This is a genomic window from Maribacter ulvicola, assembly GCF_900155985.1.
Classification (GTDB): domain Bacteria; phylum Bacteroidota; class Bacteroidia; order Flavobacteriales; family Flavobacteriaceae; genus Maribacter; species Maribacter ulvicola.
Genome location: NZ_FTMA01000003.1, coordinates 323,942 through 347,777, shown reverse-complemented (window position 1 = coordinate 347,777; position 23,836 = coordinate 323,942). Strand labels below are relative to the sequence as shown.

Genomic DNA, 23,836 nt, shown 5'->3' with positions numbered 1-23,836 from the left:
CGTTTGCGCCGATGGTACTGCTATACCAAGTGGGAGAGTAGGTAGCCGCCTTTTTCGAAAGCCCTTTACTTAATTGTAAAGGGCTTTTTTTATACAACAATGTCAAGGCTTTATTTTCCTTCTTATAGTCATCTGATTATGATTAGATATTATAGAATAGACTTAATTTTGTTACTTGGAGATTGCACAATACACCAATTGTAGGCATTGTATAGGGTTTGGAGAAAGACTTCATATTATAAGCTCGATTATGTTATACCTAGATTCATTAGAAAAAGAAGAAAAGTTTAATACCATTTCTCATGGTATAGGAACGTTATTGGCAATTATAGGTATGATAGTGTTATTGAATGCCAATACTCATAAAACTACATATGCTACAATGGCTATTATAATATATAGTATTTCATTGATTAGTATGTTGGCTGTATCTACGGTGTATCATGCGGTTAATAATAGCGTATGGAAGTTAAGAACAAGAATTCTTGATCATATAAATATTTATTATCTCATTGCAGGTACATATACTCCTGTAGCTCTTATAGCTCTAATTAATGGTAATGGTTGGTTAATATTTGGTACGGTTTGGGGTATTGCAGCTATAGGGACTATCTTAAAATTGGTTTTCACGGGTAAGTATGAAATTATATCGCTATTGTTATACTTAGCCATGGGATGGCTCATAGTATTCGATTTTCAAAATTTAGTGGATAATACCTTAGAAACAGGGATTAATTTACTTATGCTAGGTGGCGCATTTTATACGGTAGGAATATTATTTTATGCAGTTAGAAGAATACCTTACAATCACTTTATATGGCATCTTTTTGTTCTGTGCGGAGCAATAAGCCATTGGTTTTTTATTTATCTAGATATAATCTAAAAAGATGCTCTTATAGAACGGAATTAGGAATCTATGATATCTTTATATTCTTTATAGAATTTTTCTATCTGTAGCATATTAGTGTTTAAAAACTCCATTGTTTCTCTCCAAGTGTTCTTATTATGGATAGAGACATTATTTAAATTTAAGTACACTCTTGATATTTCTTTATGATTATCAAGATTAAAGAAATCTTCAAAAATAGCATCGGGTAGGTATTCGTCATGGAAAATAGATTTCAATGCAATTAGTTTATCCCATACTTTAATTCGTTGATCAAAATCTGAATCTACATCAATGGAAACCATAGCTTTTTTTAAATCAAAATGAAATTTGAAGGATAACCCTTTTACTCCAGTTTTATATAAGGTCCATTTGTTGGGAAATGATTTGCCAAAAGCAATCCAAAATTCTTCTCGTAGTTTTCTAGATTCTTCTTTACTGAACATTTATAAAAAATAAGCGATGGTTATACCTAGGATAATCACTAAGAGTTTTCTCAAATTAAATTTGTGTCCCTCAGAGCTTTCAAATAATATTACGGTTGAAATATGTAAGAAGACACCTATTACAAGAGCATTTAAATAGATTCCGTATGTAGAAAATGCATCAATAGTATGGGCTAAATAGGTTCCTAACGGAGTCATGATAGAAAAAAGAACCATAAATAGACCTGCATAAGTCGGCTTTATATTGGAACCCAAAAGAAATATACTTAGAATAATCGCTATTGGAATTTTATGAATAAGTATACCGTATATTATAGTGTCATTTGTTCCAATGGGTAGTCCTTCTAAAAGAGAATGAATACAAAGGCTAATAAATAACAACCAGGGGAAGGTTTGATTTTCCTTTACTATATGAACATGACCATGTTCAGCCCCTTTAGAAAAAAATTCTAAAAATATTTGAAAAAGAATACCTAGCATAATAAAGACGCCAATAAACTTAGGTTCTGTATTTTCATACACCTCAGGTAACATTTCAAAAATGGTAAGTGCTAACAGAAAGGCACCACTAAAAGCTAATAACAATTTATAGGATTCATTTTTCTGTGGCTTTGTAACAACTACAAAAAGAAAACTAATAAGTACTCCTAGAATAGGTAATATATAAATCATGCGATGCTGATAAACCTTTTAAAAAAAAGGAAATAGGTCATAAATTAAACAGGCGTCAAAATTAGCGTATTTTTGCGGTACGAGAAAAGATGAATATGGGTAATAATTTTAAAATGGTCGCTAAGACCTTATTTGGTTTTGAAGAACTGCTTTCTAAAGAACTTAGAAATCTTGGGGCTAGTAATGTTGTAGAGGGAACAAGAAATGTATCTTTTGAAGGTGATAATGGTTTTATGTACAAAGCTAATCTTTGTTTAAGAACAGCTATTAAGATTATTAAACCCATACACTCTTTTCGTGTTAGGGATGAGCAGGATCTTTATAAGAAAATTTATGCGATGGATTGGACAGAGTATCTTTCTGTCAGTGAAACTTTTGCAATAGATGCAACCGTAAATTCGGAGCAGTTTACACACTCATTGTATGTGTCTCAAAAGACCAAAGATGCTATAGTAGACAAATTTAGAGATACGGATGGTACAAGACCAGATGTGGACGTTAAAAATCCTGATTTACGTATTAACATTCATATTCATAACAACGACTGTAATGTGTCTTTGGACAGTTCTGGTTATTCTTTACACAAGAGGGGATACCGTACCGCAACGAATATTGCGCCAATAAATGAGGTTTTAGCTTCTGGTTTATTGCTAATGAGCGGTTGGGACGGACAATGTGATTTTCTTGACCCAATGTGTGGCAGTGGTACCATGTTGACAGAAGCGGCTATGATTGCTTGTAATATTCCGGCAAATATTAATAGAAAGGGTTTTGCTTTTGAGCGATGGACAGATTTTGATCAAGATTTATTTGAGAAGATTGTAGATTCTAGTTTAAAGAAAACTAGAGAATTTCATCATAAAATTATTGGCTTTGATAAAGCTCCGTCTGCGGTAAGAAAAGCTCAGGATAACATTGAAAATGCTAATCTTGAAGAGTATATATCTGTAGAAAGAAAAGATTTTTTCAAAACAGAAAAAGAATCGGAAGGAAGGCTGCATATGTGTTTTAACCCGCCTTATGGAGAGCGTTTGGACATTGATTTGGAAAACTTTTATAGTGCTATTGGAGACACTTTAAAACAAGGTTATCCAGGTACTAACGCTTGGTTTATAACAAGTAATTTACCTGCTTTAAAGTTTGTGGGTTTAAGACCTTCTAGAAAAATTAAAGTGTTCAATAGTCACTTAGAATCTCGGTTGGTTAAGTATGAGATGTATGAAGGTAGTAAGAAAGCCAAGTATCAAAAAAGAAATGAAAAATGAAGCTTAAACATAAAGTTTTGATATATAATTTTTTAGCCTTTGCGGTGCTTTTTATACTATTTAGGTTTATCTTGTATGTAACGCTATCAATAGATAGTCTTTATATATCTGCAATAGCAGCTATTGCAGCTTCAATACTAGCACCTAAATTTGCAGTTGCAAAGATAGAGGGACTTGATAAGATCGTAATGAAATGGGTGTTTATAAAAGGATTTAGAATTCTATAAACCTTCTTTCGATTTTAAAGGATCTTCTGGTTCTGCAGAATTTTCGGTATTTTTCTTAGCTTGATTTTTCTTTTTGTAAAGCGGTAAAAAATAAGAAATACTGAAGTTGTAACCAACCCCAAAATTACTATCCCAAGTAACTTTGTTGAAGCCTGGTATCCATAAATTGGGAAATCTATCAAAATCATTATTATTAGAAGATACAATAAGCCCTAAGCGGATGCTTGTACCCATGTATAAATTCGATGCTATTTCAACTTTAGTACCAAAAACGGCTTCTATCCATGTTGCATTGAGTCCTGAAAAGTTCTCGGGAGTATCTGATCCATTCGCAAAATCATCTGGATTCCAGTATCTGTTTGTGTTAAAATATTGATAGTTGTTCAGCGTATTTTCAAAGGAGCTAAATCCTATTCTGGCACCCATGTAAATTAAATTATGCTCACCGTACCAGTTTGCATAATTGTTTTTGTTAACCCCTAGTTTTATGTAATTACCAGAAGTGGTGAAATTATATAGGTCTTCTTGTTTCGTTTTCTCTTCACTACCAAGTTCAGCGGCAATATATAAATTTTGTGTAAGTCTGTAATCAGCAACAATTTCAAATCCTTTATAATTATCATCTAGAGCCCCGGTTATAATTCTGCTTAAATCAATACCTAAACTTACTCCATAAGATTGTTTATGTACAACAGTATCTTTGGGGTTTAAATCTATAGGCTTACTTTGACTTAAGGCCGAAAAAGTAATTAATAGGAGAAAAAGATTAATGAAAAATCTTGACATGTGTAGTATCTGAGTTGGTGACTAGTGACTGTGTTATTTCTATATTCTGAATCCAACTATCTGAATCTGCTGTTGTATTCGCTTGTAATTCATTGTAATTAACTACGAAACCACATCCGCGTGATAAAAAATCTTCATCTCTGGAATAAGAAAAATTAATGGTATCTATGTTTCCCGTTTCTGCGCCATCATCAGAATCTGCCGAGTTGCTAATGAATAAAAAACTAGTAGCATCTTCATCTGTTTTTAACGGTATGGATATGGTGCTTACATTGCTACGATCGGTAACAGTATTCACGGTTACATTTTGCCCAACACCCACTACTCTTAGCGTCTGTACATCTTTTAAGGTCTCCGTATCATCAATATCATAAAATTCTATAACGAGTAGGGGAGTATTTCCTTCTACACAGATATCATCTTTCTCACAGGATGATGAAATAACACCAAGAAACAATAATAATCCGAACTGAATTTTTTTCATGCTAAACTTTCTTTTCTAAAAGTACAACATTTTCTACGTGATGGGTCTGTGGAAACATGTCTACCGGCTGCACTTTAGTGATAGTATACATCTCTTTCATCAGTTCTAAATCTCTTGCTTGGGTAGCGCTATTACAACTTACGTAAACTACTTTTTTAGGAGCGATGTTCAATATTTGTTGCACTACATCTTTATGCATACCATCACGTGGAGGGTCCGTTATTATTACATCTGGTTCCCCGTTCTGAGAAATAAACTGTTCATTGAATACATTTTTCATGTCACCCACAAAAAAGTCAACGTTCTTAATCTTATTACGCTCCGCATTGGCCTTAGCATCTAAAATTGCTTCTGGGACAGATTCTATACCAACCACCTTCTTTGCTTTTTTAGAAACAAATTGAGCAATGGTACCGGTACCCGTATACAAATCATATACCAATTCATCACCTTTTAAATCTGCGAAATTTCTGGTAATTTTATATAACTCGTATGCTTGTTCAGAATTTGTTTGATAAAAAGATTTGGCATTGATTTTAAATTTTAGTCCTTCCATTTCTTCGAAAATATGGTCTCTTCCAGAAAAACAGATGATTTCTTGATCATAAATAGTATCGTTCTGTTTTGGATTGATTACATATAATAAAGACGTTATTTCAGGAAACGTTATAGCCAGATGATTTAAAAGTAATTCTCTTTTCTCTTTATCATTTTCAAAAAACTGAACTAATATCATTATTTCACCAATAGAACTGGTACGTATCATTAATGTACGCAGCAAACCATATTGGTTCCTTGGATTAAAAAATGTCAACCCGTTTTCAGTAGCAAACTTTTTGGTTTCCAGCCGTATTGCATTAGAGGGGTCACTTTGCAAGTGGCATTTTTTAATATCTAAAATTTTATCCCACATACCGGGTATATGAAACCCTAATGCATTTCTATCTTCAATTTGGTTATCAGATTTTACTTCTTCTAGCGTTAACCAACGACTATCAGAAAAAGAAAATTCCATTTTATTCCTGTAGAAGTATTGTTGTTCTGAACCAAGAATAGGTGTAAGCTCAGGTAAATCTAAATGTCCGATCCTTTTAAGATTGTTTTCTACTTCTTTTTGTTTGTAAAAAAGTTGGTGCTCGTAGCCCATATCTTGCCATTTACACCCTCCACAAACATTAAAATGTTGACAAACCGGAGCTACTCTTTTATCGGAAAGATTATGGAACTTGATAGCTGTTCCTTCAAAATATGCTTTTCGCTTTTTGGTGGTTTGTACATCTACCACATCACCCGGTACGGTGTTGTTTAAGAAAATAACTCTGCCGTCTGGGGCTTTGCCAATAGTTTTACCTTTTGCTGCTGCATCGGTCACCATTACATTTTCAAAAACTACTCGCTTTGTCTTTTTTCGCATGTGGCAAAAATAATGGGTTTCTTTGAATTGAGAATATAGTTATTGATAGTATTAACAAGATATTGATGCCATTGGACATAATTTTTATATTTCCAGCTATAAATTTGTATTTTTGTAATTCTACAGGATGATTTCTCTCCCACGCTGAATTTTCGCCCCGATGTCTTTTTCGGGTTTTGAAAGGAAAAAGGTATAGAAGGAATTGCTAAAGTTTTATTTAAAGTAATTTTTATCATGTCAATTTTAGAAAACATCTCTTCTAAGGATGCTATTGCATTAGAAGAAAAACACGGAGCCCACAATTATCACCCATTACCTGTTGTATTAAGCAAAGGAGAAGGTGTTTATGTTTGGGACGTGGAAGGAAAAAAATATTATGATTTTCTTTCTGCTTACTCTGCTGTAAACCAAGGGCATTGTCACCCAAAAATTGTAAATGCAATGACAGAGCAAGCCAAGACATTGTCTTTGACCTCTAGAGCATTTTACAATGATATGTTAGGTAAGTATGAGAAGTATGCAACAGAAACTTTTCATTTTGATAAATTGTTACCCATGAATACGGGTGCAGAAGCTGTAGAGACAGCTTTGAAAATCTGTAGAAAATGGGCATATGAAGAAAAAGGTATTGCGGAGAATACTGCAGAAATAATTGTTTGCGAGAATAATTTTCACGGTCGTACAACAACGATCATTTCTTTTTCTAATGATCCTGTTGCTCGTAAGAACTTTGGACCATATACTGACGGATTCATTAAAATAGCGTACGATAATTTATCTGCCCTTGAAGAGGTTTTAAAATCAAATTCGAATATCGCTGGTTTTTTAGTGGAGCCTATACAAGGTGAAGCTGGAGTTTATGTGCCATCTGAAGGTTATCTAAGTGGAGCAAAAGCTTTATGTGAAAAGTATAATGTTTTGTTCATTGCAGATGAAGTACAAACTGGTATTGCAAGAACAGGTCGTTTGTTGGCTACTTGTGGTAATTGTTCTTGTTCAGATAAGCATTGTAGCGGTACGCCAGAAATTAAGCCAGATATACTAATATTAGGTAAAGCCTTGTCTGGCGGCGCATATCCTGTTTCTGCAGTTTTAGCAAATAATAATATTATGAGTGTAATTCGCCCGGGTAATCATGGTAGTACTTTTGGTGGTAATCCTATTGCTGCCGCTGTTGGTATGGCTGCCTTAGAAGTGGTAAAAGAAGAAGAGCTTGCAGAAAATGCCTTTGAACTAGGTGAACTTTTTAGAGCTGAACTAAATATATTTATACCGACTACAGATTTGGTGAACAGTGTTAGAGGAAAAGGTCTTTTAAATGCAATACTTATAAACGATAGTGAAGATAGTTCTACTGCATGGGACATTTGTATGGCGTTAAAAGAAAACGGATTACTAGCAAAACCTACACACGGTAATATTATAAGATTTGCACCACCATTGGTGATGACAAAAGAACAGCTTTTAGATTGTGTTTCTATCATTATAAAAACACTAAAAGAGTTTAAAAATTAGAAATAAAAAATCCCCGATGTAAATCGGGGATTTTTTATTGATTGTTATTTTCTTATTAAAAATTGGCTGTAGTAAAAAATGCAATTATTAGTCCAAAATAGAGAATACAAAATACTAGATAAATAAGGGCTAGTGCTAGTCCTATATAAGAGAGAATTTTCCCCGTATTAATATTTTCGTACCCTCTATAATTACCTGGGTTAGCTTCAAAGTAACTTTTGGCTTTCTTAGCATTGCTTAAACCAATGAAACTGAATATGGCACCAAAAGGACCACAGCAGAAAAGGGTTAGCGCAATAGATAAAATACCAAAAGTTAAAGCGTTGCTAGATCCTGGTATTTGTTGATATTCTGAGTTGTTCATTTTGCTATTGAGAATATTGTTCAGTCATTATTTGAACTTGTTCCATATACGCATCCCATCCACCAATGCTCATTATTCCGTAAATAGAATAAGCCAAATAAAGAATACCGATAATCAATACTACTATAGAAACAGTTTTTGTTGTTTTTAAAGTGCTGTAATTAGAATAGTTTTCAGGATTCTCTTTGTATACTTTTTCGTCTTTCGTAGCTAAGAAAAAAGCGATACCACCGAAAAGTATACCAGGTACTCCGCCAAAGCAGCAGCATACAAATCCTAAAATAGCAAGTACTAATGCTAAAGTTACATTAGGTAATTTTTGTTGTTCCATAATTTAAAAGTTAAGTGATTAGATAAATTTTAATATATAATTGGTTAATATAAAACTTACGGTGCTTACCATAAGCGTAATTGTAATTGTGTTTGAATGTTTAAAAGGGTATAGCTTATTAAGGGCTAAAAAGCCAAAAAGTAATAGCATTGGGTAAATAGCGGGGTACATTAAAAAGGCAGATATAAACTCGCCCTTTATTAAAAATAATAGCGAACGTTGTAAGCCGCAGCCAGGACAATCAATCCCTAACAACTGTTTAGTGAAACAGGGAAGCATAAAACTTTCTAGTCCCAGGAAAATAAGTAATGCTTTAATGCGCATCTGTAAATAAATTAATAGTCCGAAAATTACCATTATTTTTGTGCATTCAAAACAAAAACATGCCTCATTTTAATATTGGTGATACCGTAGAAACAATTGATGACGTTATAAAAGGCGTTGTTAAATCTATTAATGGTAATGATATCAATATGTTAAGTGATGATGGTTTTCCGTTAACATTTGCTGCACATGAACTGGTATTAATTGCAGATGATATTAGGGTGTCTAATTATGAAGTCGCTAAAATTAAAAAGGAAAAGGAAATTCCTAAGCGCAGAAAAACAACAGTTTTAAAGTCTAAAGAACGTACGGCACCCAAGATGGAGGTTGATTTGCATATTAATCAATTAATTAAAAATCCTAAATCTATTAGTAAGTTTGATATACTGAATCTTCAGTTAGATACGGCTAAACGGCAATTAGATTTTGCCATCAGTAAAAGAATACAGAAAATTGTATTCATACATGGTGTTGGTGAAGGTGTGCTAAAAGAAGAATTGGGCTATTTGTTCAGAAAATACGACAACGTAAAATATTACGATGCCGATTATCAAAAGTATGGCTTAGGGGCAACTGAGGTATATATTTTTCAAAACTTCTAATTATTCTGCCGTAGTGCTTACTGTACCAAATTCATTTACCTGTAAGTCTGTAATTCTGCTGCCATTTTCATTTAAGAACGTGACACCGCTTAATTGTATATTATGGGTGTATGTAATGTTATCTTCAGTTGTAGTCGTTACAATTATATTTCCGCCTTCAGCATCAATTTCTTCTAGAACGGTTGGTGTAAGTGGCGGTGGAGAATCACAGAAATAATCGCTACTTACGGTTTCAGAAAAAATACGATAGGTAATTTGAGAGCTACCCGGTACGGCACTGGTTATTTCAGTTGTGGAAACTTCATTCTTTAATAATTCGCTAGGGAGATTCAGAATTAAAGCTTCATCATCGTTTATTTTGAACAGTACATTTTCTCTAGTAGCAGAAATGTCATTACAGCTTTGAATAGTTTCTATACTATCAAAATCTACGGTTTCAATTTGTAGGTCTCCGTCATTACATGCAAAAAACAAAATGGAACAACCAATTAAAAGGTATTTTTTCATACGTCAAATTTAATTTAAAATTTATAAATCTGTTTGTAGCATCACTGTCAATTATAGGTTAATTAACTATTTTTGTTCATTATTTATTTTAGAGTACGCCTTATGAAACAAGTATATTTAGATAACGCAGCCACTACACAAGTTCACCCTAACGTAATTGCCAAAATGCAAGATGCTTTAGCTGTATATGGAAACCCTTCTTCTACACATAGTTTTGGGAGAACGGCAAAGACCGCTATTGAAAGTGCGCGTAAAACAATTGCTAAGTATATGAACGCCCTGCCGTCAGAAATTATATTCACATCTGGTGGTACTGAAGCAGATAATATGATTATTAGATGTGCTGTGCGTGATTTAGGTGTACAGACCATTATTACTTCTAGAATAGAGCACCATGCAGTGTTGCATACTGTAGAAGAATTGGAGCAAAAAGGATTAATTCAATTGTTATATGTGGATTTAGATGCCTTTGGAAATCCTGATGTTGCCCATTTAGAAACGCTTTTACAGACAGACGATTCTAAAAAATTAGTAAGCTTAATGCATGTAAACAATGAAATAGGAAATAAAATCAATTTAGAGGAAATTACTCTATTATCTAAAAAATATGATGCACTTGTGCATTCAGATACCGTACAGTCATTAGGACATTATAATTGGGATGTTAAAGCATTTCCTATAGATTTTTTAGCCGCTGCAGCTCATAAGTTTCATGGACCAAAAGGTGTAGGTTTTGCTTTTATTCGTAAAAATTCTGGCTTAAGCTGTATGATTTCCGGTGGATCTCAAGAGCGTGGGCTTAGAGCCGGTACAGAATCTTTTCATAATATCGTTGGTCTAGAAGAAGCTTTTATTCATGCTTATGAGAATTTAGACGAAGAAAAGAAATATGTTGAAGGATTAAAGTCTTACTTTATTGAACAGGTAAAAAAAGAAATACCTGGTGCTAAATTTAATGGTCACTCTGGAGATTTGGAGAAGAGTACCTATACTTTGGTAAACGTATGCTTACCTATTACCGAAGATAAAGCAATGTTGCTTTTGTTTAATTTGGATATGAAAGGTATTGCTTGTTCTAAAGGTAGTGCTTGCCAGTCTGGTAGTGATGCAGGTTCTCATGTACTTACACAAATATTATCTACTGAGGATATGAAAAAACCATCTGTTCGTTTTTCATTCTCCACGTATAATACCAAAGAGGATATAGACTATACTATTGCAGTCTTAAAGGATATTGTTGAAGCGTAATTAGTTTTTACGGTCTCTTTTACGCTCTCTCTCGTAAGGGAATTTTCTAATCGCTAATTTCATCATGCGGTCAATAAGATCTGTGGTATTCTTACCGGTTTTCTTATTGATTTCTTTTTCGTATTTCCAAAGAAGCTTACCAGAATTGCCATCGCTTATTTTAATGCCAATTCTTCCATAATTTGCTCCACCAGAGAAATAGTCTGTAAAACTAAATTCTGTAGGTACCCCATTAGACAGTAAGATGTTCAAATCTAAAGTACCGCTAATGATACCATCTACACCTAAAATTTCACTAAGTTCTTTTGTGGTGTACACATCAATATTGTCATAACTAATTTGCTCTTTAGCTAAAATGGCCGCAGTATTTTCGATGTTCTGAAAGGTTACCGGTAGTTTTTTCTTTTTACTACGTTTGGAGAAATATGTCTCTAAAGCATTCTGAACAGCATAACCTTCGTTCTCCTCTAATCTTTTTTGTTCAGACTTAGAGACTTTTTCGTTTAGGTCTAAATTTGTTAAAAAGGGTATAATGGCTAAAACATCATGGTCAGAACTTAAGTCATCAAAACTTGGACTTTCGTAAATGTTTTTCTGAGCCGTAACAGCGAAAGAGAAAATAAGTGCTAGTAAGAAAAGTATTCTTTTCATTTGTATGGTTTAAAGGCGTATACCTAACTTTAAATTTAAAACTCTAGCGGTAAGATAATTTGGTACAGCATACTCATTTTTACTGTCGGCATCTCTTACCCATGTATTGGTAATTGAATTTTGATTGTTGAATAAATTAAAAATTTCAAAACCTAAACTCAATTCTTTAAAATTACGTAGCCAATGTGTTTTTGGAAATTGTTTGTCCTTATTTGCAAAAATATAGGAAATTCCTAAATCTGCACGTTTATAATCTCTTAATCTATTCTGAAAAATATAGGGGTCTGCATAACTTGGTGAACCTCCAGGAACCCCTGTTTGGTATATCAAATTCAAATACATCTTTAAATCAGGTATGGTAGGTATGTAATCTTGAAAAAGAATGGCAAATTTTACGCGTTGATCTGTAGGTCTTGAAATGTAACCTCTGTTGTTTCTATTTTCTTCGGTCTTTAAATATCCAAGACTTACCCAAGACTCCGTGCCGGGAACAAAGGCACCGTTTAACCTTACTTCTGCTCCATAAACATAGGCTTCAGCGTCATTGTTGGCAGCGTAGCGTATGCGTACATCTTCTAAAGTATACGGATTTACATTTTCTAATCTCTTGTAATACGCCTCACTGATTAAAGTAAAAGGTCTGTCCCAGAGCAGAAAGCTATATTCGTTACCTGCAACTAAATGAAATGCTTTTTGTGCTTTTACGTTGGGTAGTATGGAGCCTATATGGTCACGTAATTCCCTATAAAAAGGTGGTTGGTGATATAATCCGGTAGATAACCTAAAAAGCATATCCTTGTTCCAATCAGGTTTTATAGCAAATTGTGCACGCGGACTAAATACGGTTTGTGATACTTTTTCAACTCCGGTTCCACTAACTGTCCAATGATGAGAGCGTACACCAATGTTATAATATACATCTGCATTGCTCCATGTTTTTTGAGTTCCTAATTGTACATAGCCAGAAAACCGGTTTGTCTTTACGAAATTTAAAGCGCTAAGCCCATTATATGCTACCAGGGGAGCATCAAAAGGTTCTGAAGGCTCATTGTTAATAAACTCACTTCTAGGTGGTCTAATGGAATACCCTGCAGAATCTATAAATTCAGATTCACGCAATTGATCTCGTATATCTTCATGGGTATATTTTGCTCCCCATTCCAATACAGAATTATTCATTGTATGAAAACCTTTATGCTCTATATTGAAAATCAAGGCATCTAAATCGTTTCTAGTACGGTTAAACTGTGAGCCTATTCCGCGAGAAGTGATTACTTCACCAGCCGTGTCGCTACTTAAATTACTATCAACATCACCAAGCTCATACGCTGCAACAACATCTGAATATTCTTCTTCTGTAGTGTGATAAATAGAGGATATTAATTTTAACGTAGTATTTTCATTTAAAAAATAACTGCCTTTTAAAGCGCCAAGAGCTGTGGTGTATTTGTTGATTTCTTGTCCTTGATAATATACGACCAATGCCTGCGGATTGTCTATAGTGCCAAAATTAGTCTGTCTGTTTAAAGGCTCGTTCTTGTAATCGTTAACAGTTAGGTTGCTTAGGAAATTAAGTTGAAATTTAGGTGAAAATCGGTAGGTCAAATAACTTTGAACATCTGTAAATGCCGGGTTAAAATTACTTTCTGTCTGTTGACTATTAACTAATAGGGAATTATTTCTGTAACGTACACCAGATACCGAGCTCAATTTTTGATTTTTAGAAATCGTTTCTAAACTAGTGCTTGCGCCTAGAAAACTTACATCTGCCCGAAGAGAAAATAGAGTAGGGGTCTTGTACTTAATATCTAAAACAGAAGCTAACTTATCACCATACTTTGCTTGAAAGCCACCAGCTGAAAATTTTACATTCTGTACCAGATCACTATTTATAAAGCTTAAGCCCTCTTGTTGTGCAGAACGAATTAGAAAAGGTCTATAAACTTCTATTTCGTTTATATATACCAAATTTTCATCGTAGTTGCCACCACGTACCGCGTATTGTGTACTTAATTCATTATTGGAAGAAACACCTGGTAATAGTTTTAATATGGTTTCTACCCCTGAATTGGCTCCTGGTATTTTTCTGATCTTTTCTGGAGAAATGTTTAAGATGTTATTCGCTTCCTTTTCGCCAGTGGCAGATACGGTTACGCCGTCTATTTGCGTAACATCACTTTTTAAAACCGGGTTGAATTCAAAGGTTTCGTTCGTATTCAATATTAATTTTTCTAATACCACATCTAAGTAAGCAATATGGGAGAAAGTTATGGTGTTCTCTTCGTCTGAGGTAATCTCTAAAATATAGAATCCGTCAGCATTTGTAGTGGTTCCTAAACCTTTACTAGAAATGTTTACATTAGCTAAGGGGGTATTATTTTCGCCAAATATAATACCTGAAATAGTAGCATTCTGAGCAAAACCAATGGAGCTGCACAGCAGTAGTATCAGGTTTAGAACGTTATGTAGTTTCAACTATATTATTTTCTGTAAAAAGTGGTGCTGAGGGTATTTGTATTACCTACATTATCTGTAACGGTAACTTCAAGCACACATTGCGTTTGATCCGCAATCTTATCATCGAAATTATAAGTCAACGTATTGCGCTTAGGTTCGTATTCCATTAAAATCCATTCTCCGTTTAAAGTTGCAGCGTATTTGTCCACACCACTTAAGTCATCTGCAATTTGAACACTCAGGTACTTATAATTATTTAACCACTGCTTCTCTTTAAAGTTTCTAGTTCTAATGGTTGGTGCAACAGAATCTTTGGCTAAAGTATACGTACCTAAATTACGTGTTCTTGTTGTAAATTCATTGCCACGTTTGTATGTGTTTGCGTGGCGTGGCCTAAGTTTAGAATCTAGTCTTGCAATAAACAATTGCTTTCGTTCTTCTTGTGAATATTTAGAAACATCAAAACTGATCGTAAAGTTTCTATGTGCAGGTACGGTGTTGGTATGTATGGTAACGGTATCTTTTCCTTTTTTTAAATCGATATAAAAATCTTCATAAAACGTATTTGTAGGAAAATAAACTTTAGCACCGTCTAAATCAAAATTATTAGGTTTTTTAGCAATCACGTAATGGTCTGTTTTTTCTACAACCTTTTTATTGCCCAATACATTCTTTACTCCTTCAATAGGTATATTAACTTCTGTCTTATTTCCCGCATAATCTTTAATCAATAATTTAGCGGTATAGCTTAAGCCTTCGTTTATTTTAACCTTACCATCGTTATATAATTTTTTATAAATACTCAGGTTATTACCTGGAGACTTAAAGCTTTTTTGAATTTTTTGTCTGTATCTGCCATAATAGTCATAATCCACTAGCGTGTTTATATATCTGGTTTCTCCAAAAGAAAATGATTCAAAATCATAAAGTGAATACACTTTGCCGTTTACACTAAGTTCCACGCTATATACACCGTTTTTGTTAGCAGCCATATCTAGCCTGTCAAAACCAATAAACCCGATTCCTATATCCCCTAAGGCGGTTACCTTATTTGCTAAGAACGTACCATCAGTTTGTTTACTGTAGTTTATCTGTGTTCTTTTATAATTGCTATTGACGTGAGATTTATCTGTTAAAGGGTATATAAATAATTTTTCTAGGATAGGATTTGTGGCATCGGCTACATCTAAACCATACATTAATGGGTTTGTAGGTTTTTCAGAAATACTACTTCTTATTTCAAAATGTAAATGCGGACCTGCAGAACCACCAGTGTTACCGCTATAGGCAATAAGTTCCCCTTTAGATACTTTCAATTCTCCGTAATCTGGAAATACCTCTACTTCAAAAGATTTTTTATGGTATTGTAATTTTTTAATGTATGCTTCAATAGTAGGTGAGAACTTTTGCAAATGACCATATACAGAAGTATACCCGTTTGGGTGAGCAATATAAAGCACTTTACCATAACCCCAAAGAGAAACTTTAATACGGGTAATAGTACCATCACCAATTGCGTTTATTGGAATACCTTCTCGCTGTTGTGTTTTAATATCAACGCCAGAATGAAAATGGTTGGAGCGCAACTCGCCAAATGTACCCGCTAATATAATAGGGATATCCATTGGTGGAGCAAAAGCATCTTTTGGATAATTTTCTTGTGCGAAAAGATTAAAGCAAAATAATAATAATAACAGACTAAGGGATATTTTTTTCATAGGTAGATAGGAATATTGCGAAAATAATTAATCGATAACAATTCCATGAAGTTGGGCACGCTAAAATTATTATAAAGAATTTATGGTAATGTATTCTTAAATTTATGATGGGTCGATTTACGAATATTTCACAAAACTATTGCTAAGTCATATAATGTATGTTAACTTTGTGTAAATCGCATTGATTGTAATGTATGAGCGAGTTAATTAAAATCGTTGATTCTCTAGAAAATAAAATTAGCAAATTGTTGCATAAACTTGAAGTTTTAAACAATACTAATATTGAGTTGGAAAAAGAATTAAGGAATATAAAGTCTTCACAAGAAAATACCAGTAAGACGGTATCTGAATGGGAAGAAAAATATAATTCACTTAAACTAGCAAATTCAATGCTTGGCAGTAATACAAATAAAACAGAAGCTAAGCTTAAAATAAATACATTAATACGAGAGTTGGATCATTGTATAGCCCAATTGTCAGAGTAATGTTTATAATAATATGTCAGAAAAGCTCAAAATTAAACTTTCTATTGCTGATAGGGTCTACCCATTGACTATTGATCCTGCTCAGGAAGAAGGTTTGCGAAAAGCAGCTAAAAATATAGAACAGTTGGCTAAAAAATTTGAGCAGAATTATGCAGTTAGAGACAAACAAGATGTTTTGGCCATGTGCGCCTTACAATTTGCGTCAAAGATAGAGCAGAATGGCATAGAGCAAACAGAAGGTACCAAAGAAGCTGAAGAGCGTTTGAAAGCGCTTGAAGAATTGGTGACATCTAAATTAGCTTTTAAATAAAGACGTTCTTATAAATATATTAAGTTACTGCCCACATTGGTAATACCTTTTGACAAACTCAACATTTATTTTTTTTAAAAAGGGTGAGTTTAGATTGTAAAAGCAAGCCCTACTTGTATAGGGATCCTTGATCAGTCTGTTAGCCCTAAACCTGTTTACCGGAGTTTGATCAAAACTTCTCCAATGTGGGCTTTTTTTTTATTAATAAATTACACTATGGATAGTACAATGATAATTATTGCCGCAATAGTTGGGCTGGCAATCGGTTTTGCGATAGCAAAATTTTTGGAAAAAGGGAAAGCCTCTAAAACCATAATAAATGCAAAGAAAGATGCTGAACGCATATTAAAAGATGCAAATGCTGAGGGAGAAAGTGTCAAGAAAGAAAAGATTTTGCAGGCCAAAGAGAAGTTTTTAGAATTAAAAGCTGAACATGAGAAGGTTATTCATAACAAGGATAAGAAGATAAACGATGCAGAGAAGCGTACTAGAGATAAAGAGTCTCAAGTAAGTAGTGAACTTGCGAAGAACAAGAATATGAACTCTCAGTTAGATAATAAGCTGAAAGATGTAGAGCAAAAAAAGCAGCTTTTTGAAAAGCGTCATGAGGAGTTGGATAAAATGCACAAAAGCCAAATTCAACAGTTAGAAGTTATTTCTGGACTTTCTGCAGATGAGGCTAAAAACCAATTGGTAGAGAGTTTAAAAGAAACTGCTAAGACAGATGCAATGGCATTTATTCAGTCTACTGTGGAAGAATCTAAACTTACCGCGCAACAAGAAGCCCGTAAAATCATTATCAATACCATTCAAAGAATTGGTACAGAAGAAGCTGTTGAAAATTGTGTTTCTGTTTTTAATATTGAATCTGACGATGTTAAAGGTAGGATTATTGGTAGGGAAGGTAGGAACATTAGAGCTTTAGAAGCTGCAACCGGTGTTGAAATTATTGTTGATGATACGCCAGAAGCTATTATACTTTCTTGCTTTGATTCCGTAAGAAGAGAGGTTGCAAGACTTTCACTTCATAAACTTGTGACGGATGGAAGAATTCACCCGGCAAGAATTGAAGAAATTGTTAAGAAAACTGAAAAGCAAATAGAAACTGAAATTGTTGAAATTGGAAAACGTACGGTTATCGATCTTGGTATTCATGGTCTACATCCAGAGCTGATACGTGCAGTTGGTAGAATGAAGTATAGATCTTCTTACGGTCAAAACTTATTACAACACTCTAGAGAGGTTGCGAAACTTTGTGGTGTTATGGCGTCTGAATTAGGATTGAATCCTAAAATAGCTAAACGAGCCGGACTTTTACATGATATAGGAAAAGTTCCTAATACAGAAAATGAAATTGAAACTCCACACGCGATCTTAGGGATGCAGTGGGCAGAGAAGTTTGGAGAGAAGCCCGAGGTATGCAATGCTATTGGTGCGCACCACGATGAAATTGAAATGAAAACGCTTATAGCGCCTATAGTTCAAGTTTGTGATGCTATAAGTGGTGCAAGACCGGGAGCAAGAAGGCAAGTGTTAGATTCTTACATTCAACGTTTAAAAGACCTAGAGGAGATTGCATTTGGTTTTAGTGGTGTACAAAAAGCTTATGCTATACAAGCGGGTAGAGAGCTTAGAGTAATCGTTGAGAGTGAAAAGGTTAATGATGACAGAGCGGCACAATTGTCTTTTGAAATTTCTCAGAAAATACAAACAGATATGACCTACCCAGGTCAAGTGAAAGTTACTGTTATTAGAGAGACAAGAGCAGTTAACGTTGCTAAATAATCATAGTTTAATAATGATGAAAAAGCCGCTATATATAGCGGCTTTTTTTATGTCTAACTTAGAGCTTTATTTAGTTCAGTAATTTCCAAAACAAGCAAGATTATAGGTTTCATGATCTTATAATCATTTATGAGAGGTTTTTAGAAAGTGTAAAATTAAAAAGCACACCTTCTTTATCGTCATCACGTTTGCCAATAGTAATAGTACCTCCTAGCTTTTCTAAGAGCTCTTTTATGGTTGTTAAACCAATACCCGTATCGGTAGCACCTTCTATACTAAGTTTTTCAAATAATAGGAATACCTTTTTCCAGTATTTCTCAGGTATTCCTGGTCCATTATCCTCATAGGTAAAGAAATAGGTATTTTCATCTTCGTGGAATGAAACTTTAATTTCAACGGTAGACTTATTGGTGAACTTTATACTGTTAGCTATTAAGTCTCTAAATATTTGATCAAAGCTATTTATAGAATGTTCTATGTTGTGGTCGCAATTTTTTAATAGTAAGGAAACAGATTCACTATCAGGTTGTTTGCTGAGTATACTTTTTATTTGTTTTGAGATATTAAATTTTCTCAAGTTAATCTCGGCATTAGTTATTGAGTTGTAGTTGTTAATACCAGTGATCAAAGACTCCATATACTCAACTCTAGTATTTATAATGTCTAAATACTTAGGTATTTTGGTATCTTTAAAAAACGAAGTATAATCTTCTTTAATAAAGCTAATCATAGAACTAATGCCCAATAACGGGGTTTTCATATCATGTGCCATTCGATATGAAATTTGCTTTAACTGATTGTTTTTTATGCGTAGTTCTTCATTAACAATCTTGTGCTGTATATTTTGCCTTCTAAGTTCTAATTGCGCCATTACTTGATCGGCTAAATCTTTTAAAGACGCTTGTTGTTTTTCTGTAAATTCCTGTCTTGGCATGGTGTCTATAACACAAAGAGTGCCTATAGATTCACCTTCACTAGTATTTAAAGGTGCGCCGGCATAAAATTGAACGGTTGGACCGCCGGTTACCAACGGATTATCAAAAAATCGTTCATCTTTGTTGGCATCCTTTACCACCAATAAGGAATCTGGAGTGTTTATGGCATGTGCGCAAAAGGCTAAATCTCTGGGGGTTTCTGTAGCATCTATACCATGATGAGATTTAAACCATTGCCGATTCTCATCAATGAAAGAAACAAGTGCCATAGGTGTATTGCAAATATCAGAGGCAATACGGGTTATGGCATCATATTCTTTTTCTTCTAATGTATCAAGTATTTTAAAACTTTTTAATGCTTTAAGCCTTTGTTTTTCGTTATTCGGTATTTTTGGTGTAACCATTTTAGGTAGCTAACTACTTAGTTTTAATAGTAAGTATTTTCTTACAGTAATAACGTTCAATTTATGGAAATCTTATATGTTTTCCTTAATTAAGTTATAGCTATTCTTCAGTTTTAGAATCTGCTGTTTCTTCAGCTTCATCCTCTTCTTTGGTTAAGTTGTTTTTTAAGATATTTAACTTCTTTAATTTAGCTTTCCAAGCAGCTAAGGATTCTTTGTGTTGGTTTACTCTTTTAATTACATCTTGCACCAGCGGATTGCTTTCAGAAGCATTGGAGAAGAATTGTAGATTGTTTTCTAATTGCCTAATCTCATCTTTACTTTCATCAATTTTCTTTCTGATAAAGGCACGTTCATTTTGTATAGCACGTTCTTGATTATCGTTATCACTTAATTGCTGAATTTTATTTCCATATTTCAACAACTCTGACTCTTGCTTGCTAACACCACACTTTTGATATAAAGCATCGATAATTTTATCGAATTTCTGATTGATGTTTTTCTTCTTAAAAGGAACTCTTCCATACGTTTTCCACTCTTCAGAAAACTTATTGATGGTTTCTAAATCCTTGGTTTTATCACCACTTAATTCAAATGATTTAAGACGGTCAATACATTCATCCTTAAGTTTAAAATTAGCCTCTTCTTCTTTAAAGGCATCATTTTTAAGCGCATTTAGGCGGTCGAAATAGTGATTACATGCTGTTTTGAACTCCTTCCATAGTTTATCAGAGTACTTTCTTGGTACATGACCAATTTTTTTCCACTGACCTTGTATGCGCTTCATTTCTGAAGTTGTGGTGTCAAAATCATCACTATCCTTTAATGATACTGCAATTTCTAATAAAGCCCTTTTCTTATCTAAATTCTCTTGTTGTTCTTTTTTAAGATTCTTGTAAAAAGCATTTTTATTCTGATTGAACGAACGAACGGCGGACTTAAAACTGTTCCAAGTCTTAGAATTTACTTTTTGTGGTACTTGACCTGCTTTGAAAAAAGAATCTCTTAGCTCTTCTAATTTTTTAATCTGTTGTTGTAATGTACCATGATTGCTAGAAATATTTTCGCTAAGCATATGTATTTCAGCTATGATAACATTTTTACGTTCTAAATTTTCTTCTTTTATTTTATCAAGATTTTTAAAATAGTCCTGTCTTCTTTCATGTATAATTTTGGTAGCAGCTCTAAATCTATCCCAAATTTCTTCTCTGTGGTCTTTGCCTACCGGACCTAAATCTTCTTTCCAGATTTTGTGTAGCACTTGTAGTTCCCTAAATGCCCTATTTAAATCTGGTTCTTTAGAAAGTTCTTCGGCTCTAGCAACTATTTTGCCTTTTTCTTCTAAATTATGCTTAAAATCTAAGTCTCTTAAATCTCTATTGATATTAAGAAAATCATAAAAAATTTCAATATGATGGTGATAGGTTTTCCAAACATTGTTATAGTCTGCACGAGGTATTGGGCCTGCATGGCGCCATTTAGCCTGTATATCCTTAAAGTTGTTGTAGGTTGTATTAATATCTTCTTCTACATTGACCAAGGCTTTTAATTGTTCAATTAAATCTAATCTATAAGCAAGATTTTCTTTATGGCTTTTTTCTAGACTTTTGTAATGTTGATTACGTTTATCCCTGTACTCTGAGTAAACTTCGTTAAACTGTTGTTTATCTATAGAATTATATCTAAAATCAATTTCATTGCCACCGGTTGAAATGAATTCTTCTTTTTTCTCCTCTAAGAATTGATCAAATTTTTGATTGAACTCGTCTTTGATGGTATCCACATGCTTTCTAATGGCTTGGACCTTTTCATTCTTTACCAAACGTTGTAATTCTCCTACCAAATTTTCCATGCTCATCTCATGATAATCTGGCATAGGTATCTCATGCCTTTTTTCGGTATGGGTATCTTCTGCATCTTCTGCGTTAGAATCGTCAATTTCATTCATTACATCGGCACTGGCTGTATCTTCATTAGATTCAGTTGCAGGTTCTGTTTGTAATGTTGTTGATTCTTCTGTAGGATTAACCGTTTTTTCTACTTTGTTTTCAGTAGTTGCGATGGTAGTTTTTTCCTCAATTGAATTCTCTGGTAATTGTTGTTCTTTATCCTCAGACATAATCCTAAATTATATGCTTACAAGATAGTAACAACCCTACGACTAGCAAAGAATTGATTGTTCTTTTTAGTTAAATGACTTAAGAATATTCTAGCGTATACCTATAATTTACACCGTCTATTTAAATGATAAGTATGTAGATGAAGAACTAGCGGTTCCAGATTTCCCATGCTTTTTCGGCTTGAAATTCTAACATTCTATGTCCGTTACAAACCGCTGCACCGTTAGCCTTACCCGCAGCTAGAAAAGCAGTTTCTTCAGGATTATAGATTAGATCAAAAAGTAGATGTTCTGTTCCAATTTTTGAATAGGGTATTGCAGGTTTTTCTTTAATATTAGGGAAGGTGCCCACTGGTGAACAATTAATGATTAAGGTGTGCTCAGCAATAATGCCATCAGTTAACTCATTGTAGGTGTACCCATTATTTTTACCGCTTCTAGAAACAAAAGAAAAATTAATTCCTAATTCATCCAATACAAATGCGATTGCTTTAGATGCTCCTCCCGTACCTAAAATTAATGCTTTTTTATGATGTTCTTTTAAATAGGGTTCTATAGATTTCTCAAATCCGTAGGCATCGGTATTGAAACCTACTAAACCATTATCTGTGAATTTTATGGTGTTCACGGCTCCTATTTTTTTTGCAGCCAAATCCAAATCATCTAAAAATGCCATTACCTCTTCCTTGTAAGGTATAGTAATGTTCAAGCCCATTACATTTTCGGTGTTTTCAAAAATGGTTGGAAATTCTGAAATAGACTGTAAATCGAAGTTTTGATAATGGCAATAATCCAATGCCATAACTTCGAATTTCTTTTTAAAATATCCTCTTGAAAATGAATAAGAAATGTCTTTTCCTATTAAGCCGTAATTAGCTTTCTGTTTTTCTGTTTTTTCCATACCAATCTAAAAGTAGCAAAATACTAATACCAACGATAATAAAGAAAATAGCTGTCCAATTTTCTACGGTGGTCAAATCTGGTAGAAATCTTTCATAATTCATTATTATACGTTTTCCATTAGAATCTAAAATATCTTCTCCATTAACTCCGGTTTTAAAAATGGTCCTTTTCCATGGCCAAACTACTCCCAATGATCCGGTAATGAAACCTAAAATAGTAGCAGTTGTTACATGTTTGTAATGTTTTAGGACATAGGTCAATACATGGGAGAGTGTTACTAAACCTGTAGCGGAACCTAAGGTGAATACCGCTAAAATTTGTAACGTATGCAGGCGATCCGCATTAGAGGTAAAACTAAAATCGCCTACTAGTAATTCTGAGAAAGTATCATATAATGCGTTGACAGAATCTACCAATAGAAGTACATAATTACCTAGTAAAATTAATATGAAAGAACCAGATAGTCCGGGTAATGTCATGCCAGATACACTGATCATACCGCATAGAAAAATAAATAGTAAATTATCATTTTCTTTTGCAGGACTAAGGAAACTGATGGCAACGCCAACACATAAACCTATTAGTGCAGCAGTAAATGTTTTCTTTTTCCAATAATCGAAATCTTTACCTATATAATATATAGAACCTAGGATCATACCAAAAAAAGCAGCCCAAACGTAAAGTTCATGAGATACCAAAAAATAATCCAATATTTTTGATATGCTAAAATAGCTTACAAGCATACCAAAGATGAGGAGTGTTAAAAAAGTACCGTTAATATACCTATAGAAACTTTTAAACCTACCACTAATAAGCAGTTTGAAAGCTTTTGTATTTACTTTTTGTAATGAATAAATGAATTCTTCGTAAAAACCACCAACAAAAGCGACTATGCCACCAGATACACCGGGTACTTTATTGGCAGCACCCATACAAAGTCCTTTAACGATCAAGAAAAATTTATCAGTAAAGGATCGGGTTTCGTTCATGTAGGTTTT

At 33.7% G+C, this 23,836-nt stretch carries 25 protein-coding genes and 1 other RNA gene; 10 read left to right on the top strand and 16 right to left on the bottom strand.

The window, feature by feature from the left end; genetic code table 11:
- The first annotated feature begins 250 nt into the window (after positions 1-250).
- Complete coding sequence (gene trhA, locus BW936_RS12155; RefSeq protein ID WP_076548665.1) at positions 251-883, top strand: PAQR family membrane homeostasis protein TrhA; 633 nt, start codon at positions 251-253, stop codon at positions 881-883.
- A gap of 23 nt (positions 884-906) precedes the next feature.
- On the opposite strand, the gene BW936_RS12150 is transcribed toward trhA, so the two are convergent.
- Positions 907-1,332, bottom strand: a complete 426-nt coding sequence (locus BW936_RS12150) for a DUF4268 domain-containing protein (RefSeq protein ID WP_076548664.1) — start codon at positions 1,330-1,332, stop codon at positions 907-909.
- Entirely contained in the window at positions 1,333-2,004 is a 672-nt protein-coding gene (locus BW936_RS12145; RefSeq protein WP_076548663.1) for a ZIP family metal transporter, read from the bottom strand.
- A 95-nt stretch (positions 2,005-2,099) separates the two neighbouring features.
- Between BW936_RS12145 and BW936_RS12140 the strand changes: the two genes are divergently transcribed.
- Together BW936_RS12140 and BW936_RS12135 are read left to right on the top strand one after the other, a co-directional pair.
- Positions 2,100-3,269, top strand: a complete 1,170-nt coding sequence (locus BW936_RS12140; RefSeq protein ID WP_076548662.1) for a THUMP domain-containing class I SAM-dependent RNA methyltransferase — start codon at positions 2,100-2,102, stop codon at positions 3,267-3,269.
- Entirely contained in the window at positions 3,266-3,496 is a 231-nt protein-coding gene (locus BW936_RS12135) for a hypothetical protein (RefSeq protein WP_076548661.1), read from the top strand. Before BW936_RS12140 ends, BW936_RS12135 begins: the two co-directional genes overlap by 4 nt.
- Here BW936_RS12135 and BW936_RS12130 read toward each other — a convergent pair.
- The 3 genes from BW936_RS12130 to rlmD are packed head-to-tail and all read right to left on the bottom strand — an operon-like array spanning position 3,491 to position 6,180.
- Positions 3,491-4,282, bottom strand: a complete 792-nt coding sequence (locus tag BW936_RS12130) for a DUF6048 family protein (RefSeq protein ID WP_076548660.1) — start codon at positions 4,280-4,282, stop codon at positions 3,491-3,493. The two genes, BW936_RS12135 and BW936_RS12130, sit on opposite strands and share 6 nt — an antisense overlap.
- On the bottom strand, positions 4,263-4,766 hold the full coding sequence (locus BW936_RS12125) for a DUF6452 family protein (protein ID WP_076548659.1): 504 nt from the start codon (positions 4,764-4,766) through the stop codon (positions 4,263-4,265). Before BW936_RS12125 ends, BW936_RS12130 begins: the two co-directional genes overlap by 20 nt.
- A gap of 1 nt (position 4,767) precedes the next feature.
- On the bottom strand, positions 4,768-6,180 hold the full coding sequence (rlmD, locus tag BW936_RS12120) for a 23S rRNA (uracil(1939)-C(5))-methyltransferase RlmD (RefSeq protein WP_076548658.1): 1,413 nt from the start codon (positions 6,178-6,180) through the stop codon (positions 4,768-4,770).
- 234 nt (positions 6,181-6,414) lie between these two features.
- Here rlmD and rocD point away from each other — a divergent pair, with 234 nt between their 5' ends.
- Positions 6,415-7,695 carry an ornithine--oxo-acid transaminase gene (gene rocD / locus BW936_RS12110; protein WP_076548656.1) on the top strand — a complete coding sequence of 427 codons (1,281 nt, stop codon included), beginning with the start codon at positions 6,415-6,417 and terminating at the stop codon, positions 7,693-7,695.
- Positions 7,696-7,750: 55 nt separating this feature from the next.
- Here the strand turns inward: rocD and BW936_RS12105 are convergent, their stop codons facing one another.
- From BW936_RS12105 to BW936_RS12095, 3 genes are read right to left on the bottom strand one after another with little or no spacing between them, the layout of a single operon-like run.
- The gene (locus BW936_RS12105) at positions 7,751-8,059 is read right to left on the bottom strand and encodes a CCC motif membrane protein (RefSeq protein WP_076548655.1); all 309 of its coding nucleotides are present in this window, start codon (positions 8,057-8,059) and stop codon (positions 7,751-7,753) included.
- Between the two features lie 4 nt (positions 8,060-8,063).
- The gene (locus BW936_RS12100) at positions 8,064-8,390 is read right to left on the bottom strand and encodes a CCC motif membrane protein (RefSeq protein WP_076548654.1); all 327 of its coding nucleotides are present in this window, start codon (positions 8,388-8,390) and stop codon (positions 8,064-8,066) included.
- A gap of 18 nt (positions 8,391-8,408) precedes the next feature.
- Entirely contained in the window at positions 8,409-8,669 is a 261-nt protein-coding gene (locus BW936_RS12095) for a DUF2752 domain-containing protein (RefSeq protein ID WP_244156221.1), read from the bottom strand.
- A 104-nt stretch (positions 8,670-8,773) separates the two neighbouring features.
- Between BW936_RS12095 and BW936_RS12090 the strand changes: the two genes are divergently transcribed.
- On the top strand, positions 8,774-9,316 hold the full coding sequence (locus BW936_RS12090) for a Smr/MutS family protein (RefSeq protein ID WP_076548653.1): 543 nt from the start codon (positions 8,774-8,776) through the stop codon (positions 9,314-9,316).
- Here the strand turns inward: BW936_RS12090 and BW936_RS12085 are convergent, their stop codons facing one another.
- Positions 9,317-9,823, bottom strand: a complete 507-nt coding sequence (locus BW936_RS12085; RefSeq protein ID WP_076548652.1) for a hypothetical protein — start codon at positions 9,821-9,823, stop codon at positions 9,317-9,319.
- A 102-nt stretch (positions 9,824-9,925) separates the two neighbouring features.
- Here BW936_RS12085 and BW936_RS12080 point away from each other — a divergent pair, with 102 nt between their 5' ends.
- Complete coding sequence (locus tag BW936_RS12080) at positions 9,926-11,071, top strand: cysteine desulfurase family protein (RefSeq protein WP_076548651.1); 1,146 nt, start codon at positions 9,926-9,928, stop codon at positions 11,069-11,071.
- Here the strand turns inward: BW936_RS12080 and BW936_RS12075 are convergent, their stop codons facing one another.
- Genes BW936_RS12075 through BW936_RS12065 form a run of 3 tightly spaced genes read right to left on the bottom strand, consistent with a single transcriptional unit; the run spans position 11,072 to position 15,897 of the window.
- Entirely contained in the window at positions 11,072-11,722 is a 651-nt protein-coding gene (locus BW936_RS12075; protein WP_076548650.1) for a hypothetical protein, read from the bottom strand.
- Positions 11,723-11,731: 9 nt separating this feature from the next.
- Positions 11,732-14,197 (bottom strand): TonB-dependent receptor, encoded by a 2,466-nt coding sequence (locus BW936_RS12070; RefSeq protein WP_076548649.1) that lies wholly within the window; start codon positions 14,195-14,197, stop codon positions 11,732-11,734.
- 5 nt (positions 14,198-14,202) lie between these two features.
- Positions 14,203-15,897 carry a M23 family metallopeptidase gene (locus BW936_RS12065; RefSeq protein ID WP_076548648.1) on the bottom strand — a complete coding sequence of 565 codons (1,695 nt, stop codon included), beginning with the start codon at positions 15,895-15,897 and terminating at the stop codon, positions 14,203-14,205.
- Between the two features lie 194 nt (positions 15,898-16,091).
- Between BW936_RS12065 and BW936_RS12060 the strand changes: the two genes are divergently transcribed.
- The 4 genes from BW936_RS12060 to rny all read left to right on the top strand — a co-directional run bounded on the left by BW936_RS12060 (position 16,092) and on the right by rny (position 18,477).
- Positions 16,092-16,382, top strand: a complete 291-nt coding sequence (locus BW936_RS12060) for a hypothetical protein (RefSeq protein WP_076548647.1) — start codon at positions 16,092-16,094, stop codon at positions 16,380-16,382.
- A gap of 13 nt (positions 16,383-16,395) precedes the next feature.
- Complete coding sequence (locus tag BW936_RS12055) at positions 16,396-16,692, top strand: cell division protein ZapA (protein ID WP_076548646.1); 297 nt, start codon at positions 16,396-16,398, stop codon at positions 16,690-16,692.
- Positions 16,693-16,748: 56 nt separating this feature from the next.
- Positions 16,749-16,859: non-coding RNA, 6S RNA (gene ssrS, locus BW936_RS12050), on the top strand.
- A 49-nt stretch (positions 16,860-16,908) separates the two neighbouring features.
- Positions 16,909-18,477 carry a ribonuclease Y gene (gene rny, locus BW936_RS12045; RefSeq protein WP_076548684.1) on the top strand — a complete coding sequence of 523 codons (1,569 nt, stop codon included), beginning with the start codon at positions 16,909-16,911 and terminating at the stop codon, positions 18,475-18,477.
- A gap of 127 nt (positions 18,478-18,604) precedes the next feature.
- On the opposite strand, the gene BW936_RS12040 is transcribed toward rny, so the two are convergent.
- From BW936_RS12040 to BW936_RS12025, 4 genes are all read right to left on the bottom strand, one after another.
- Positions 18,605-19,816 carry a sensor histidine kinase gene (locus tag BW936_RS12040; RefSeq protein ID WP_076548645.1) on the bottom strand — a complete coding sequence of 404 codons (1,212 nt, stop codon included), beginning with the start codon at positions 19,814-19,816 and terminating at the stop codon, positions 18,605-18,607.
- 100 nt (positions 19,817-19,916) lie between these two features.
- The gene (locus BW936_RS12035) at positions 19,917-21,935 is read right to left on the bottom strand and encodes a DUF349 domain-containing protein (RefSeq protein ID WP_076548644.1); all 2,019 of its coding nucleotides are present in this window, start codon (positions 21,933-21,935) and stop codon (positions 19,917-19,919) included.
- Positions 21,936-22,083: 148 nt separating this feature from the next.
- Positions 22,084-22,836 (bottom strand): shikimate dehydrogenase family protein, encoded by a 753-nt coding sequence (locus BW936_RS12030; RefSeq protein WP_076548643.1) that lies wholly within the window; start codon positions 22,834-22,836, stop codon positions 22,084-22,086.
- Positions 22,808-23,827, bottom strand: coding sequence for a DUF368 domain-containing protein (locus BW936_RS12025; protein ID WP_076548642.1), 1,020 nt, complete (start codon positions 23,825-23,827; stop codon positions 22,808-22,810). The genes BW936_RS12030 and BW936_RS12025 overlap by 29 nt, the downstream gene beginning before the upstream one ends.
- Between the last annotated feature and the right edge of the window lie 9 nt (positions 23,828-23,836).